Here is a 13,715-nt window from a genome sequence, read left to right as displayed (position 1 = left end):
AGCGTCGGCAAGAGGCTCGGCGTCTCGTACCTCGTTCTCACCATGTTGATCGTCACGTCGGCCGGGGTGGGCTGGTGGGGCCTGCGCGAGCAGGCGGGCACCCAGCAGCGGCTCAGCGCCCTGCAGGAGCTGCGGGACGACATCCAGACCACGGCCTACGACGCCGCGGATGTCTCCGGCTGGCAGGGGCTGGTGGTCGCGGACGCCGGCGCCTACGGGGCGGCGAAGGCCACCGGCGCGGACGGGTACAACCGCCAGGGCGAGCTGAAGGCCAAGACCCGCGTCTACGCGAATCTGGCGGCCACCCGCACCGACGTGATGACCGCCGCCGAGAAGAGTCAGTTCGACCGGCTCGCGCCCGCCTGGGACGACTTCTTCGCGTGGGACGACACGCTGATGGGCTGGCTGGCGGCCGACACTCCCGCGGCTCGCGCCAAGGTCATGGACAGCATCAACGGCGGTGACGCGGCCGACGCGTACAGCACGGTGCTGGACATCACCGCCGCGCTCGTGCAGTCCGTCGACGCCCGGGTGGCGGCGCTCACCGCCGAGGTGGAGGGCGTACGCGACAACGTGGTGCGGATCCTGCTGGGCGCCCTGCTCGTGGCGGTCGTGCTGGCCGTACTGATGGGCACGCTCGTGACCAGGTCGGTGGTGGGCCCGCTGGCGGTCGTGGTGAACGGGCTGAACCGGCTGGCCGGGCGGGACCTCACCGTGCGGGCCGGGCTGCGCCGCCGCGACGAGCTGGGCACGCTCGGCGACGCCCTGGACCGGACCGCGGCGTCGTTGCGGGACACCGTCTCGTCGATCGCCGGGCACGCCGGCACGTTGTCGGACGCCGCGACCGGGCTGTCGGCCGTCTCCGCGCAGATGGCCTCGTCCAGCGCCGACACGGACACCCGGGCCGGCGCGGTCTCCGAGTCCGCCGGGCTGGTCTCCGGCAACGTGCGCACGCTGGAGGCCGGCAGCGCCGAGATGAAGCAGGCCATCGACGAGATCGCGCGCAGCGCCGGCGAGGCCGCCCAGGTGTCCGGGGAGGCGGTCGCGGCCGTCGAGCAGACCAACCGTACGGTGGGCAAGCTCGGTGAGTCCTCCGGCGAGATCAGCAAGGTGGTCGCCCTGATCACCTCGATCGCCGAGCAGACCAACCTGCTGGCCCTGAACGCGACGATCGAGGCGGCCCGGGCCGGTGAGATGGGCAAGGGGTTCGCCGTGGTCGCCGGCGAGGTCAAGGATCTCGCCCAGGAGACCGCGAAGGCCACCACCGAGATCGCCCGGCTGGTCGGCCAGATTCAGGACGACACCGGCGAGGCGGTGGACGCGATCGACCGGATCGGCGGCGTGGTGGGCCGGATCAGCCACCTGCAGACGCTGATCGCGGCCGCGGTCGAGGAGCAGACCGCGACCACCAGCGAGATGGGCCGCAACGTGGCCGAGGTGGCCACCAGCAGCTCGGACATCGCCGCGAACATCGCCGGGGTGGCGTCGGCCGCCGGAGCCACCGCCACCGCGGTGTCCGAGGCCCGCAGCAGCGCCGACGACCTCGCCCGGACCGGCCGGGAGCTGCGGGAGCTCGTCGCGGGCTTCACGCTCTGAACAAACCGGGCACAGCCTGAACGCCACGTCCGCCGCCACGAGCGGGCGGCGAGGTATCGTTCGCCGATGATCACCAACTCGGCCGGTGGAGTCGGCCGGGTGGAGCCGCTCACCCGCGATGACCCTCGGTGGCTGGGCCCCTACCGGATGCTGGGCCGGCTGGGACGGGGCGGCATGGGCGTGGTCTTCCTGGCCGAGGCGCCCGACCGGCGGCAGGTGGCGGTCAAGCTGGTGCGCACGGGGCTTGCCGACGATCGGGAGTTCGTCGCCCGGTTCCGCAGCGAGGTCGATCGGGCACGCCAAGTGCCCGCCTTCTGCACGGCCGAAGTCCTCGACGCCGACGTCGACCATGATCCGCCCTATCTGGTCACCGAGTACGTGGACGGCCCCTCCCTGGCCGAGGCGGTCGAGACCGGCGGGCCCCTGTCGCCGGCCCGGCTGCAAGCCGTCGCGGCCGGCGTGGCCACAGCGCTGGTCGGCATCCACGGCGCCGGAGTGATCCACCGCGACCTGAAGCCGCAGAACGTGCTCCTGGCACCGGGCAGCCCCAAGGTGATCGACTTCGGGATCGCCCGGGCGTTCGAGGCGACCAGCCGGCACACCCGCACGGATCAGTTCGTCGGCACGGTCGCCTACATGGCGCCCGAACGCTTCGACAACGAGAGCGACGCCGACCTGACGGCTGCGGCAGACGTCTTCGCGTGGGGCTGCGTGATCGCTTACGCCGGAACCGGACGGACGCCGTTCCAGGGCGACACCCCGACGGCCACCGCGGCACGCATCCTGACCCAGCCGCCGCGCCTGGACGGCCTCGCCGAACCCATGCGATCCTTCGTGGCGCTCTCCCTGGCGAAGGATCCGCGGCAACGGCCCACCGCGCGCCAGATCCTCGACGAACTGGTCGGCAGCGGCCGGCCCGGGGCGTCAGCTGATCAGAGGCGGGCAATGCCCGTCGTGCCCGGCCGGAAACCGACTCGCACGCGCCGGCGCCCCCTGCTGGCCGGCGTCCTGGCGATCGCGCTGCTGCTGGCCGGACTCGGGTGGTGGGCCCTGGCCGGCGGCTCGGCAGGAACCCCGGTCCCCGGCCGGGCCGCAAGTCGAAGCGCCGGGCCGTCGGCGGCGGCAGCCACGCCCACCGGCCTGGCGGCGTGGACGACCGCGCACGTCAAGGGATGTTCCCTGACGGACGGCGTCCTCGACGTCGCCTCCCGGAAGGCGGGCGTGCTGGGCTGCGGATCCGGCCCGGACACGAGCCTGCCCGGTGACCTGCTGCTGCACGCGCGGGCCCAGAGCGCCGCCGGAGGAGCGTGCCTGGCCTTCTGGTTCCACATGAATGCGCAGGGCGACGGCACCATGATCTCTCTCTGCGGCGAGTTCGCCACAGTGCACATCGTCAAGGGCACGACCGTGCGGGCGCTGCTCACCGCGACAGTGAAAGCGCAGCCGCGGCCCGAGGAGATCAACGAGTACGAGATAGCGGTCACCGAAAGCGCCGCTCAGGTCCGCATCAACGGCACCCTCGCCGCCCGGCTGCTCCTGCCTCCGGTCGCGGGCCGGGACCGGGTGCAGATCGGGCTGAAGACACCGGACGGCGAGAATCCCCCACTGACCTGGCTACGGATCTACGACGCCGAGGTACGCGCCGCCTGAGCGCCCGCGTCGAACGGCTGACCGTGCCGCCGGCCCCGGCGAGGTGGCGTCGCCGACCGGCGCGGGTGGCCGGCGAACGCCACGTCGGTCACGGCGCGCCGGTGAGGAAGCGCCAAGCGTTGCCCGACAGCAACTTGTCGCGCTGGGCGGCGGTGAGGAAGGAGGCGTTGCGGATCACCGCGCCCGCCGGGCGTTCGCCGAGGGGGTACGGATAGTCCGTGCCCATCAGGACGCGGTCCTCCCCCATGGTGTCGACCAGCAGCCGCAGCGCCGGTTCGCTGAAGACCACCGAGTCCACGTAGAACCGGTCGGTGTAGGCGCTCGGCGGCCGGGTCGAGCGACCGCGCACGATGTCGCCGCGGCGCTCCCAGGCGTTGTCGGCGCGCCCCAGCCAGAACGGGAAGCTTCCGCCGCCGTGCGCGAAGGCCAGCCGCAGGGTGTCCGGGACCCGGTCGAGGACGCCACCCAGGATCAGCGCCAGCGCCGACAGATGGGTCTCGGCGGGCATGCCGGTGAGCCAGCGGGCCATCCAGCGCTCCAGCCGCGGCCCCTCGGGCATGTCCCAGGGGTGGACGAACACCGGCGCGCCGACGGACGCGCAGTGCTGGAGGAACTCCGCGATGCCGGCGTCGTCGAGGTCGCGGTCGCCGACGTGGTTGCCGATCTCCACACCGCGGAAGCCCGCCGCCAGGCAGCGGTCGACCTCAGCGCACGCGGCCGCCGGATCCTGCAGCGGGACCTGACAGAACGGCACCAGCCGGGGGTCGTCCGCGGTCAGCTTCAGGGTCAGGTCGTTGAAGATGCGGGCCAGCTTGACGGCCTGCGCGGCGGGCCGGTCGTACCCGAAGAAGACGGGCGTGGGCGAGACGACCTGGACGTCCACGCCGTCGGCGTCCATGTCCGCGTGCCGGACCGCGGGATCCCAGCAGGACGAGTCCACCGTACGGAACGGCACGTCGCGGATCATGATGATCGCCTCGCGCTCGGACGTGGCCTTGAGCCAGGGCCAGCCGTCCCCGCCGCACTCCGTGGCGAGGTCCGGCCAGCCGTTCGGCACGACGTGGGTGTGCACGTCGACGACTCCGGTCATGTCAGCCCTTGCCGGGGTGCAGGGTGCCGCAGGACGGGCAGGTGCGGGCCTTCTCGTCCTCGTAGAAGGCGGTGAACACCGGCGGCAGGTCCTCGACGATGTCCCGGACCTGCAGCTCGACCTCGTGGACGAGCGCGCTGCACTCGAAGCAGTACCACTGGAACTTCTCCAGGGTGCCCTCCTCGCGGACCCGCTCCAGGACCAGGCCGATCGAGCCGGCCTCGGGGCGCTGCGGCGAGTGCGGCGTGTTGCCGGGCAGCACCCACATCTCGCCCTCGCGGATGTGCACGTCGACCGGCCCGTCGGGCGTCATGGTCTTGACGTGCATGTTGCCCTTGACCTGGTAGAAGAACTCCTCGTACGGGTCGACGTGGAAGTCGGTGCGCGAGTTCGGGCCGCCGACCACCATGACGATGAAGTCGGAGCCGGTGGGGAACATCTGCTTGTTGCCGACCGGCGGCTTGAGCAGGTGCTGGTTCTCCTCGATCCACTTCGGGAAATTGATCGGGTTCATGACGAGGCCCCCTTCAACGCGGCGACGGCTTGGATCTCGATGAGCAGGTGCGGGTGCGGCAGCTGGTGCACGGCGACCGTGGTGCGCGCCGGGCCCGTCTCGTCGAAGTACTCGGCGTAGACGGCGTTGTAGCCGCCGAAGTCGTTCATGCTGACCAGGTAGGTCGTGATTTGGACGACGTCGGACAAATCCAGGCTTATGGAGGCGAGGATCTCGCGGATGTTCTCGATCACCGCCCGGGTCTGCGCGGCGATGTCGAGCATGGTGGTCCCGAATTCGTCCGCGGACGCCCCGGCGATGCTGTTGTCCGGCCGCCGGCTGCTGGTCCCGCTGACGAAGGCGAACCCGTTGGCGACCTTGACGTGCGGGAAGCGCCCACGCGGCCTGACGTCGAGGGCGCTCACTTCTCTGCCCCCGCGAGCGCCGACGCCCCCGGGAGCGACGACGCCTTCAACGACGCGGTGCCCAGCTTCTCGACCGTGACCTGGACGTGCGTGCCCGGGGCGACGGTGACGGCGGCGGTGGCGGCCCCGGCCAGGACGATCCAGTCGTCCTCCAGGTTTCCCGCCAATCTCGAAGCGGCAGCGAAGGCCCGGCGCGGGTCGCCCAGGATCGCCGCGGTCGAGCCGATCTCCACGGTCCGCCCGTCGAGCTCGAGCAGGACGCCCAGGTTGTCGACCCCGGACGGCACCGGCTGCCACGCCCCCACCACGAAGGCAGCCGCCGAGGTGTTGTCGGCGATCACGTCGGGCAGCGTGAACTTGAAGTCGAGATACCGCGAGTCGATGACCTCCAGCGCCGGGGCGATCGCGGCGATCTCCCCGCCGCGCACGAGGAACGCGACCTCCGGCTCGACCTTGGCGTGGATCCGCTGCGACAGGTCGAGGACGCCGCCGTCGGGGATCCGCATGGCGTCGGTGAGCCGCCCCCAGATGGCCTCGTCGACGCCCATCTGCTGCATCTTCGCGCGGCTGGTCAGGCCCATCTTGACGCCGACGATCCGCTCGCCGCGCGCGATCCGGCGCCCGACGAGCTCCTCCTGGATGCCGTAGGCCTCCGCGACGTCGAAGGAAGAGCCGAAGGACGGCACCTCGGTCCGCGCCACCAGGGCCTCGTCCAAAACATTGGCGTAGGAAGTCATTGATCCTCCCGGACCAGATCGAGAGCCACGTCCACGATCATGTCCTCCTGGCCACCCACCATCCGGCGCCGGCCGAGCTCGACGAGGATCGTGCGCACATCCACCCCGTACGTGTCGGCGGCCGTCTCCGCATGCCGCAGGAAGGACGAGTACACGCCCGCATAGCCCAGCGACAGCGTCTCGCGGTCCACCCGTACGGGCCGGTCCTGCAGCGGGCGCACCAGATCGTCGGCGGCGTCCATCAGCGCGAACACGTCGCAGCCGTGCTTCCACCCGTTGAGCTCGGCCACCGCGGCGAAGACCTCCAGCGGCGCGTTGCCCGCCCCGGCGCCCATGCCCGCGAGGGACGCGTCAACCCGGCGCACCCCGTGCTCCACCGCGACCATGCTGTTGGCCACGCCGAGCGACAGGTTGTGGTGCGCGTGGATGCCGATCTCCGTCGTGGGGTCGAGCACCTGCCGGTACGCGTCGGCCCGCTCGGCGACGTCCTTCATGAGCAGCCGGCCGCCGGAGTCGGTGATGTAGACGCAGTGCGCGCCGTACGACTCCATGAGCTTGGCCTGCTTCGCGAGCTCGGCAGGCGGGCTCATGTGCGACATCATCAGGAACCCGGCGACGTCCATGCCGTTCTCCCGCGCCCACGCGATGTGCTGCGCGGAGACGTCCGCCTCGGTGCAGTGCGTGGCGATCCGCACGCTGGTGACGCCCAGGTCGCGGGCGGCCTTGAGGTCGGCCACCGTCCCGATGCCCGGCAAGAGCAGGGTCGTGAGCTTGGCGTTCGTGAGGACCGACGCGGCGGCGGTGATCCACTCGGCGTCGGTGTGTGCCCCGCGGCCGTAGTTGATGCTCGACCCGGCGAGCCCGTCGCCGTGCGACACCTCGATGGCGGCCACGCCGGCGGCGTCCAGGGCCGCCGCGATGTCGCGTACCTGATCGACGGTGTAGCGATGCCCGATGGCGTGCATGCCGTCCCGCAGGGTCACGTCCTGCACGTAGATGTCCGTCACGCGACCAGCCTTTCCGCGGTCCGCACGGCGGCGGAGGTCATGATGTCGAGGTTCCCGGCGTATTCCGGCAGGTAGTGGCCCGCGCCCGACACCTCCAGGAAGACGCTGACCAGCAGCCCGCCGTCGACCGGCCGGAACTGCACGTCCTGCTTGAGGCGGTAGCCGGGCACGTACTCCTGCACGGCTTCCACCGCTTTGTGAATGGATTCCGCCACCGAAGAGCGGTCCACGCCGGAGTCAGGACACAGGCAGTAGACCGTGTCGCGCATGAGCAGCGGCGGCTCGGCCGGGTTGAGCACGATGATCGCCTTGCCCCGAGCCGCGCCGCCGACGACCTCGAGGGCCCGCGCGGTCGTCTCGGTGAACTCGTCGATGTTGGCCCGGGTGCCCGGTCCGGCCGAGCGGGACGCGATCGAGGCCACGATCTCCGCGTACGACACCGGGGTCACCCGCCCGACCGCCGCCACGATCGGCACGGTCGCCTGCCCGCCGCACGTCACCATGTTGACGTTGCGCTGACCGGAGAAGCCGGAGATGTTGACGCTCGGCACGACATAGGGCCCGATCGCCGCCGGGGTCAGATCAACGACCTTGACGTCGTACGAGGACAGCACCGCATCGTTGTGCCGATGCGCCCCCGCCGACGTCGCGTCGAACACCACCTTGACGTCGCCGAAGGACGGCAGCGCCACGAGCCCCTCGACGCCCTTCGCCGTGGTGTCCACCCCGAGCCGCGCGGCCCGGGCCAGCCCGTCCGACGCCGGATCGATGCCCGCCATCGCGACCATCGTCAGGGCGGAGGACGTCCGCATCACCTTGAACATCAGATCGGTGCCGATGTTGCCGGACCCGATCACCGCCACGCCGACGCTCATCGGCCCGCCTCCTTGGAGAATGTCGCCCGGACAGTGCCGAGCCCGGAGATCCGTGCCTCGTAGCTCTCCCCCGCCACGGCGGGCACCATCGGCCCGAGCGCGCCGGAGAGCACCAGGTCGCCCGCCCGCAGCGGCGTGCCGTGGGTGGCCAGCGTCGACGCCAGCCACGCCACCGCGTGCAGCGGGTTGTCGAGGCAGGCCGCGCCCGCCCCGACCGACACCGGCTCCCCGCGATGCTCGACGACCGCGCCGCACAGCCGCAGGTCGACGTCGCCGACCTTCCGCGGCGTCGTGCCGAGCACGTACATGCCACTGGACGCGTTGTCCGCCACGGTGTCCACGATGGAGATGTCCCAGCCGGCGATCCGCGAGTCGACGACCTCGATCGCGGGCAGCAGGAAGTCGGTCGCCCGCAGCACGTCGACCACGGTCACCTGCTCCAGATCCAGGTCCCGGGACAGCACGAACGCCACCTCGGCCTCGACCCGCGGCTGCAGAAGAGCCGTGGAGTCGATCTCCGACGAGGAGGGGACGGCCATGTCGGCGAACAGCACCCCGAAGTCGGGCTGGTAGACGCCGAACGCGCGCTGCACCGCCGGGGCGGTCAGCCCGATCTTCGCGCCCACCCGCCGCCGTCCGGCGGTCACCCAGGCGTCGACCTGCTCTTGCTGGATTTCGTACGCGGCCGCGACGTCGCCCGGCGTCACCAGCCGCTCGCGCAGCGGGGCGATCGGCTTGCCGGACACGTACGCCTGCGTCAGCTCCTCGGCGGCGGCGCTCACGGCAGGTCCACGCAGACGGTCGTGTACTCGGAGTAGAAGTCGAGCGAGTGCCGCCCGCCCTCGCGCCCGAGCCCGGAGGCCTTCATCCCGCCGAAGGGAGTACGCAGGTCGCGCAGGAACCACGTGTTGACCCACACCAGCCCCACGTCGAGGCGGCTGCCGGCGGTGAGCGCCCGGTTGACGTCCCGGGTCCAGACGGCCGACGCAAGCCCGTACTCGCTGTCGTTGGCCAGGGCCCACGCCTCCTCGTCGTCGTCGAAGGGCGCGACGTGCGTGATCGGGCCGAAGATCTCCTCCCGGACGCTGCGCGCGGTCGGGGGCAGCCCGGTGATCACCGTCGGCTGCACGTAGGCGCCGTGGTCTCGTACGTCATCAAAAGCCGGCACTCCCCCGCCTGCCAGGACCGTCGCCCCCTCCTGCCGGGCCAGGTCGTAGTAGCCGAGCACCTTCTCGCGGTGGTTGCGCGAGATCAGCGGCATGGTCTGGGTGCCCTCGTCCTTCGGCCAGCCGTAGGCCAGCGCCGAGGCTCGATCAGCCAGCTTCGTGGTGAACTCGTCGAAGCGGGAGCGGTGCACATAGAGGCGCTCGGTGCACAGGCAGACCTGCCCGCCGTTGGTGAAGCTGGACCGCACGCTGCCCGCCACGGCCGCGTCGAGGTCCGCGTCGGCGAAGACGATCCCGGCGTTCTTGCCGCCCAGCTCGAACGACACCGCCTTCACGCCGTCGGCCGCGTTGCGCATGATGGCCGCGCCGGTGGCCGACTCGCCGGTGAAGGTGACCGCGTCCACGCCCGGGTGGCGGGTCAGCCACTCGCCCGCCGCCTCGGGCCCGTGCCCGTGCACCAGGTTGAAGACCCCGGGCGGGATGCCCGCCGCGGCGATCGCCTCGGCCAGCACGGTCGCCGACGCGGGCGTCTCCTCGCTGGGCTTGACGACCACCGCGTTGCCGCAGGCCAGCGCCGGGGCGACCTTCCACGTGAGCAGCAACAGCGGCAGGTTCCACGGCACGATGATCGCGACCACACCGACCGGCTTGCGGACGACGTAGTTCATGGCCCGGCCGCCGGTCGCGGTCGGCGTGAAGAACGTCTCCGTGCCCGCCGCCGCGACGATGTCCGCGAACGCCCGGAAGTTGGCCGCGCCGCGCGGAATGTCCAGCGAGCGGGCCTGGGCGTAGGTCTTGCCGGTGTCGGCGACCTCGGCCTCGACCAGGTCCTCGAAGCGGCGGTCCAGCTCGTCGGCGAGCCGGCGCAGCATCCGGGCGCGTTCCTGCTCGCCGATGCGGCCCCACGGCCCGTGCAGGGCGGCCCGGGCGGCGGCGACCGCGTCGTCGACGGTGGTCCGGTCGGTCTCCGGGACGATGTACACCGTCTCGCCCGTCACCGGGGACACCTTCTCGAACGTCTGCTTGCCCTCGACGAACTCGCCGTCCACGAAGTTGCGCAGCAGGGTGGTCATCGGCGGACCGCCTTCCGGGCCAGCAGCGCCAGGCCGAGGGCCGCGACCCCGGCCAGCGCGCCGAGCACCTGGTGCTGGCGGCGGACGCGGCGGCGGATCTGCTCGTACGGGGTCAGGGAGAACGACACCAGCTCGTAGCGCGACACGTACAGGTCCGGCAGCAGCCGCTCGAGCGTGTGCTCGATGCTCTTGCCGAGCTTGAACACCGGGTCGGCCACCTTGTCGCGCATCTCGACGAAGTTGTTGCTCGCCATCTCGGCGATCGCGGCGGCGTTGTCGCGGCGGCGGCGCTCGTACTCGGGCAGCGCCACGGACCAGTCGCCGCCGGTCTCGGTCAGGCAGCGGTCGAGCTCGACCACGTCCTCGAACGCGCAGTTGGCGCCCTGGCCGTAGAAGGGCAGGATCGCGTGCGCCGCGTCGCCGATCAGCGCCGCCCGGCCCAGCAGCTGCCAGGGCGTGCAGGTGACCGTGCCGAGCGAGCCGACCGGGTTGGCCAGGTAGTCCTCGGCCAGCGTCGGGATCAGCCCGGGCAGGTCCGGGTAGTTCTCGCGGAAGTGCTCCTCGACGGCCTCGGCGGTGTCCAGCGCGGCGAAGCTGCCCGCCCCGGTCTTCGGCCAGAACAGCGTGCCGGTGAACGACCTGTCCGGGTTGGGCAGGGCGATCATCATCGAGGTGCCGCGCGGCCAGATGTGCAGGGCGCCCGGGTCGAAGGCGAACTCCCCGCCGATCGCCGGGACGGTCAGCTCCTTGTAGCCGTAGTCCAGGTAGTCGACGTCGCTGGTGAGGGCCGGGCCGGCGTACTCGGCGAGCAGTTTGCGGGTCGCGGAGCCGGCGCCGTCGGCACCCAGCACGATGTCCGCCTTGGCCTGTGTCCCGTCGGCGAAGCCGAGCGTGCCGGTCTCCGGGTCGAGCGCGCTCAGCGCGTGCTCGAAGTGGACGGTGACGCCCTCGGTGGCCTCGGCGGCGTCGAGCAGCGCGTTGTTCAGTGCGCCCCGGCTGATCGAGTTGATCGCGCGGTCGCCGGCGAGGCTGTACGGCTGGAAGTTCGCCTCCGCGCCGAGCGGGTGCACCATCCGGCCGGTCATCGGCAGCGCGTCCGCCAGCACCTCGGCATCCAGCCCGATGCGGCGCAGGGCGTCGATGCCCCGCTCGGACAGCGCCAGGTTGATCGAGCGGCCGCGCTCGCCGCCGGTGACGCGCGGATCGGCGCGACGCTCGTACACGTCGACGGTGTAGCCCCTGCGCCCGAGATAGCAGGCGAGCAGGCTGCCGGTCAGCCCGGCGCCGGCGATCGCGACGGTCTCCTTGCTCATTCAGCGCACCTCCACACACGCGGCGAGCGCTTCGGCGGCGCGCACGCAGTCGAGATAGGTCGAGTACAGCGGGACGGGGGCGAAGCGCACGATGTCCGGCTGGCGGGCGTCCGCGATCACGCCGTGCTCGAAGCGCAGCCGCTTGGTGAGCGCCCCGGCGCTGCCCTCGAGCAGGCGCACCGACAGCTGGCTGCCGTGCCGGGCGTCCTCGCGCGGGGTGATGACCGCCAGCGGCCGCTCGGCGACCACCTCGTCCAGCAGCCCCCGCAGGTAGTTGCTGAGGCGCAGGCTGCGCTCGCGCAGGGCGGGCATGCCGATCTCGTCGAAGATGCGCAGCGAGGTACGCACCGGGCTCATCGCCATGATCGGCGGGTTGGAGATCTGCCAGGCCTCGGCGCTGGCCGGCGGCCGGGACTGCGGGGTCATCTCGAAGCGGGTGGCCTCCGCGGTGCTCCACCAGCCCTCGAAGCGCGGCAGCGACGCGTCGCCGTGGTGGCGCTCGTGCACGAAGACCCCGGCCAGGGCGCCCGGGCCCGAGTTCAGGTACTTGTACGAGCACCAGGCCGCGAAGTCGGCACCCCACTCGTGCAGGCGCAGCGGCACGTTCCCGGCCGCGTGCGCCAGGTCCCAGCCGACGACCGCCCCGGCCGCCTTGCCCGCGGTGGTGATCGCGGGGATGTCCATCAGCTCGCCGGTGAGGTAGTTGACGCCGCCGAGCAGCAGCAGCGCCACCGTGTCGCCCTCGGCGGCCAGGAACGCGCGCACGTCCTCGGTGCGCAGGGTGTCCTCGCCGGCGCGTGGCCGCAGCCGGACGACGGCCTCCTCCGGGTCCAGGCCGTGGAAGCGGGCCTGGCTGCGCACCGCGTAGCTGTCGGACGGGAACGCCGAGTCCTCGATCACGATCCGGGTGCGGCGCCCCGCGGGCCGGTAGAACGACACCATCAGCAGGTGCAGGTCGACGGTGAGCGAGTTCATCACGACCACCTCGGCCGGCAGCGCCCCGACCAGACGGGCGGCCGGCTCGGTGAGCAGCGCGTGGTAGGGCAGCCAGGGCCGGGCCGCCTCCAGGTGGCCCTCGACGCCGAGGCGGGCCCACTCGTCGAGGTCGCCCAGCAGCTCCTCGCGCACCGCCCGCGGCTGCAGGCCGAGCGAGTTGCCGGCCAGGTAGGCCGCCTCCGGGTGCTCCCCGCCGTCGGCGGGCGGGACGTGGAAGAGGTGCCGGTGACCCGGGTCCTCCGCGTCGAGCTTGCGGGCTTCGTCGCTGCGCATCACATCTCCGTCCGGGAGGTCCAGAGCTCGGGAAAGACCGTGCGGGCCATGCTGCGCTGCAGCCAGGCGACGCCGGCCGAGCCGCCGGTGCCGGGCTTGGCGCCCATGGTCCGCTGCACGGTCTTGAGGTGCAGGTAGCGCCAGTCGCCGAAGCGGTCGGCGAGCTCGGTGAGGGCCTCGCCGAGCAGCCGCAGGTGGTTGCCGGGGCCCGGGTCGCGGTAGACGCGCACCCACGCCTCGGCCACGCTCGGGTCCGCCTCGTGCTCGGCCGCGAAGTCGCGCTCCAGCAGCTCGGGCTTGATGTCGTGGCCGTGCCGGGCGAGCAGGGCGATCACGTCGTCCCACAGGCTCGGCTCGGCCAGCAGCGCGACCAGCTCGTCGTGCGCCGCGGTGCCCTTGAACGGCCGGATCAGCGTGGCGGTCTTGAGCCCGAGCAGAAACTCCACCTGCCGGTACATCGCCGACTGGAAGCCCGAGCCCTCGCCCAGCTGGTTGCGGAACTGGTTGAAGTCGGCGGGCGTCATCCAGCGCAGCGTCTGCCAGGCGGCGTTGAGCCCCTCCAGGTGCAGCGACGCGCGGCGCAACGGGGCCAGCGCCGGCCAGATCTCGTCCCGGCGCAGCAGCGTCCGGGCCTCCAGCAGCTCGTGCCGGATCAGCTTGAAGTACAGCTCCATGATCTGGCTGACCACCAGGAACGACATCTCGCCGGGATCGGTGGTCAGCGTGCGCTGCAGGGTGTGCAGCGTGCTGGCCCGGATGTAGGCGTCGTACGGGACCCGCTGATCGAATTCGAGGGTGGGGCGTCCGCCGTTGCGCGCGGACCGCTCGTCGCGCTCCGCTGCTGTCGACGGCCGGACGGCCAGAGATTCCTGCGGCTCCACGAGTGCTCCTCGGCTGCCGTCGGGTGGGTGACCGCATCATGATCCCGTCGCGGGCGGGCTCTCCGGAATGCCGATTTAACGATGATGACCTCGCCTTATGCGGGCGACGGTGGCTAAATTGGCGGCGCGACTTTACGAAC

General features: G+C 71.9%; 13 protein-coding genes. 2 read left to right on the top strand and 11 right to left on the bottom strand.

Going from position 1 to position 13,715, the window contains the following annotated elements; all coding sequences use genetic code 11:
- Both RBH18_RS08615 and RBH18_RS08610 read left to right on the top strand, forming a co-directional pair.
- Positions 1-1,596, top strand: a 1,596-nt coding sequence (locus RBH18_RS08615; protein ID WP_306205511.1) for a methyl-accepting chemotaxis protein, incomplete at its 5' end; no start/stop codon positions are given.
- A 66-nt stretch (positions 1,597-1,662) separates the two neighbouring features.
- The gene (locus RBH18_RS08610; RefSeq protein ID WP_306205509.1) at positions 1,663-3,246 is read left to right on the top strand and encodes a serine/threonine-protein kinase; all 1,584 of its coding nucleotides are present in this window, start codon (positions 1,663-1,665) and stop codon (positions 3,244-3,246) included.
- Positions 3,247-3,334: 88 nt separating this feature from the next.
- On the opposite strand, the gene RBH18_RS08605 is transcribed toward RBH18_RS08610, so the two are convergent.
- Genes RBH18_RS08605 through RBH18_RS08555 form a run of 11 tightly spaced genes read right to left on the bottom strand, consistent with a single transcriptional unit; the run spans position 3,335 to position 13,575 of the window.
- On the bottom strand, positions 3,335-4,336 hold the full coding sequence (locus RBH18_RS08605; protein ID WP_306205507.1) for an amidohydrolase family protein: 1,002 nt from the start codon (positions 4,334-4,336) through the stop codon (positions 3,335-3,337).
- 1 nt (position 4,337) lies between these two features.
- Positions 4,338-4,850 carry a 3-hydroxyanthranilate 3,4-dioxygenase gene (locus RBH18_RS08600; protein ID WP_306205505.1) on the bottom strand — a complete coding sequence of 171 codons (513 nt, stop codon included), beginning with the start codon at positions 4,848-4,850 and terminating at the stop codon, positions 4,338-4,340.
- Positions 4,847-5,254 carry a RidA family protein gene (locus RBH18_RS08595; RefSeq protein WP_306205503.1) on the bottom strand — a complete coding sequence of 136 codons (408 nt, stop codon included), beginning with the start codon at positions 5,252-5,254 and terminating at the stop codon, positions 4,847-4,849. The genes RBH18_RS08600 and RBH18_RS08595 overlap by 4 nt, the downstream gene beginning before the upstream one ends.
- Positions 5,251-5,991, bottom strand: coding sequence for a 2-keto-4-pentenoate hydratase (locus tag RBH18_RS08590; RefSeq protein ID WP_306205501.1), 741 nt, complete (start codon positions 5,989-5,991; stop codon positions 5,251-5,253). Before RBH18_RS08590 ends, RBH18_RS08595 begins: the two co-directional genes overlap by 4 nt.
- The gene (gene dmpG, locus RBH18_RS08585) at positions 5,988-6,998 is read right to left on the bottom strand and encodes a 4-hydroxy-2-oxovalerate aldolase (protein ID WP_306205499.1); all 1,011 of its coding nucleotides are present in this window, start codon (positions 6,996-6,998) and stop codon (positions 5,988-5,990) included. The genes RBH18_RS08590 and dmpG overlap by 4 nt, the downstream gene beginning before the upstream one ends.
- Positions 6,995-7,873, bottom strand: coding sequence for an acetaldehyde dehydrogenase (acetylating) (locus RBH18_RS08580; RefSeq protein ID WP_306205496.1), 879 nt, complete (start codon positions 7,871-7,873; stop codon positions 6,995-6,997). The genes dmpG and RBH18_RS08580 overlap by 4 nt, the downstream gene beginning before the upstream one ends.
- The gene (locus tag RBH18_RS08575; RefSeq protein ID WP_306205494.1) at positions 7,870-8,655 is read right to left on the bottom strand and encodes a 2-keto-4-pentenoate hydratase; all 786 of its coding nucleotides are present in this window, start codon (positions 8,653-8,655) and stop codon (positions 7,870-7,872) included. The genes RBH18_RS08580 and RBH18_RS08575 overlap by 4 nt, the downstream gene beginning before the upstream one ends.
- Positions 8,652-10,112, bottom strand: coding sequence for a 2-hydroxymuconic semialdehyde dehydrogenase (locus tag RBH18_RS08570; protein ID WP_306205492.1), 1,461 nt, complete (start codon positions 10,110-10,112; stop codon positions 8,652-8,654). The genes RBH18_RS08575 and RBH18_RS08570 overlap by 4 nt, the downstream gene beginning before the upstream one ends.
- A complete protein-coding gene (locus RBH18_RS08565) occupies positions 10,109-11,425 on the bottom strand; it encodes an FAD-dependent oxidoreductase (RefSeq protein ID WP_306205490.1) in 1,317 nt (438 codons plus the stop codon). Before RBH18_RS08565 ends, RBH18_RS08570 begins: the two co-directional genes overlap by 4 nt.
- Positions 11,426-12,694 (bottom strand): kynureninase, encoded by a 1,269-nt coding sequence (gene kynU, locus RBH18_RS08560; protein WP_306205488.1) that lies wholly within the window; start codon positions 12,692-12,694, stop codon positions 11,426-11,428.
- A complete protein-coding gene (locus tag RBH18_RS08555) occupies positions 12,694-13,575 on the bottom strand; it encodes a tryptophan 2,3-dioxygenase (protein WP_306205486.1) in 882 nt (293 codons plus the stop codon). The genes kynU and RBH18_RS08555 overlap by 1 nt, the downstream gene beginning before the upstream one ends.
- Positions 13,576-13,715: the final 140 nt, after the last annotated feature.

The sequence above is a fragment of the Actinoplanes oryzae genome (assembly GCF_030757795.1).
Classification (GTDB): Bacteria; Actinomycetota; Actinomycetes; order Mycobacteriales; family Micromonosporaceae; genus Actinoplanes.
The sequence above is the reverse complement of the archived record's forward strand: the minus strand, read 5'-3'. Positions and strand labels throughout refer to the sequence as shown.

Bases quoted from the DNA above. Each gene is read 5' to 3' on its own strand.
- kynU (WP_306205488.1), bottom strand. From the start codon at position 12,694: ATGCGCAGCGACGAAGCCCGCAAGCTCGACGCGGAGGACCCGGGTCAC.
- RBH18_RS08610 (WP_306205509.1), top strand. From the start codon at position 1,663: ATGATCACCAACTCGGCCGGTGGAGTCGGCCGGGTGGAGCCGCTCACC.
- RBH18_RS08570 (WP_306205492.1), bottom strand. From the start codon at position 10,112: ATGACCACCCTGCTGCGCAACTTCGTGGACGGCGAGTTCGTCGAGGGC.
- RBH18_RS08565 (WP_306205490.1), bottom strand. From the start codon at position 11,425: ATGAGCAAGGAGACCGTCGCGATCGCCGGCGCCGGGCTGACCGGCAGC.
- RBH18_RS08580 (WP_306205496.1), bottom strand. From the start codon at position 7,873: ATGAGCGTCGGCGTGGCGGTGATCGGGTCCGGCAACATCGGCACCGAT.
- RBH18_RS08590 (WP_306205501.1), bottom strand. From the start codon at position 5,991: ATGACTTCCTACGCCAATGTTTTGGACGAGGCCCTGGTGGCGCGGACC.
- RBH18_RS08605 (WP_306205507.1), bottom strand. From the start codon at position 4,336: ATGACCGGAGTCGTCGACGTGCACACCCACGTCGTGCCGAACGGCTGG.
- RBH18_RS08600 (WP_306205505.1), bottom strand. From the start codon at position 4,850: ATGAACCCGATCAATTTCCCGAAGTGGATCGAGGAGAACCAGCACCTG.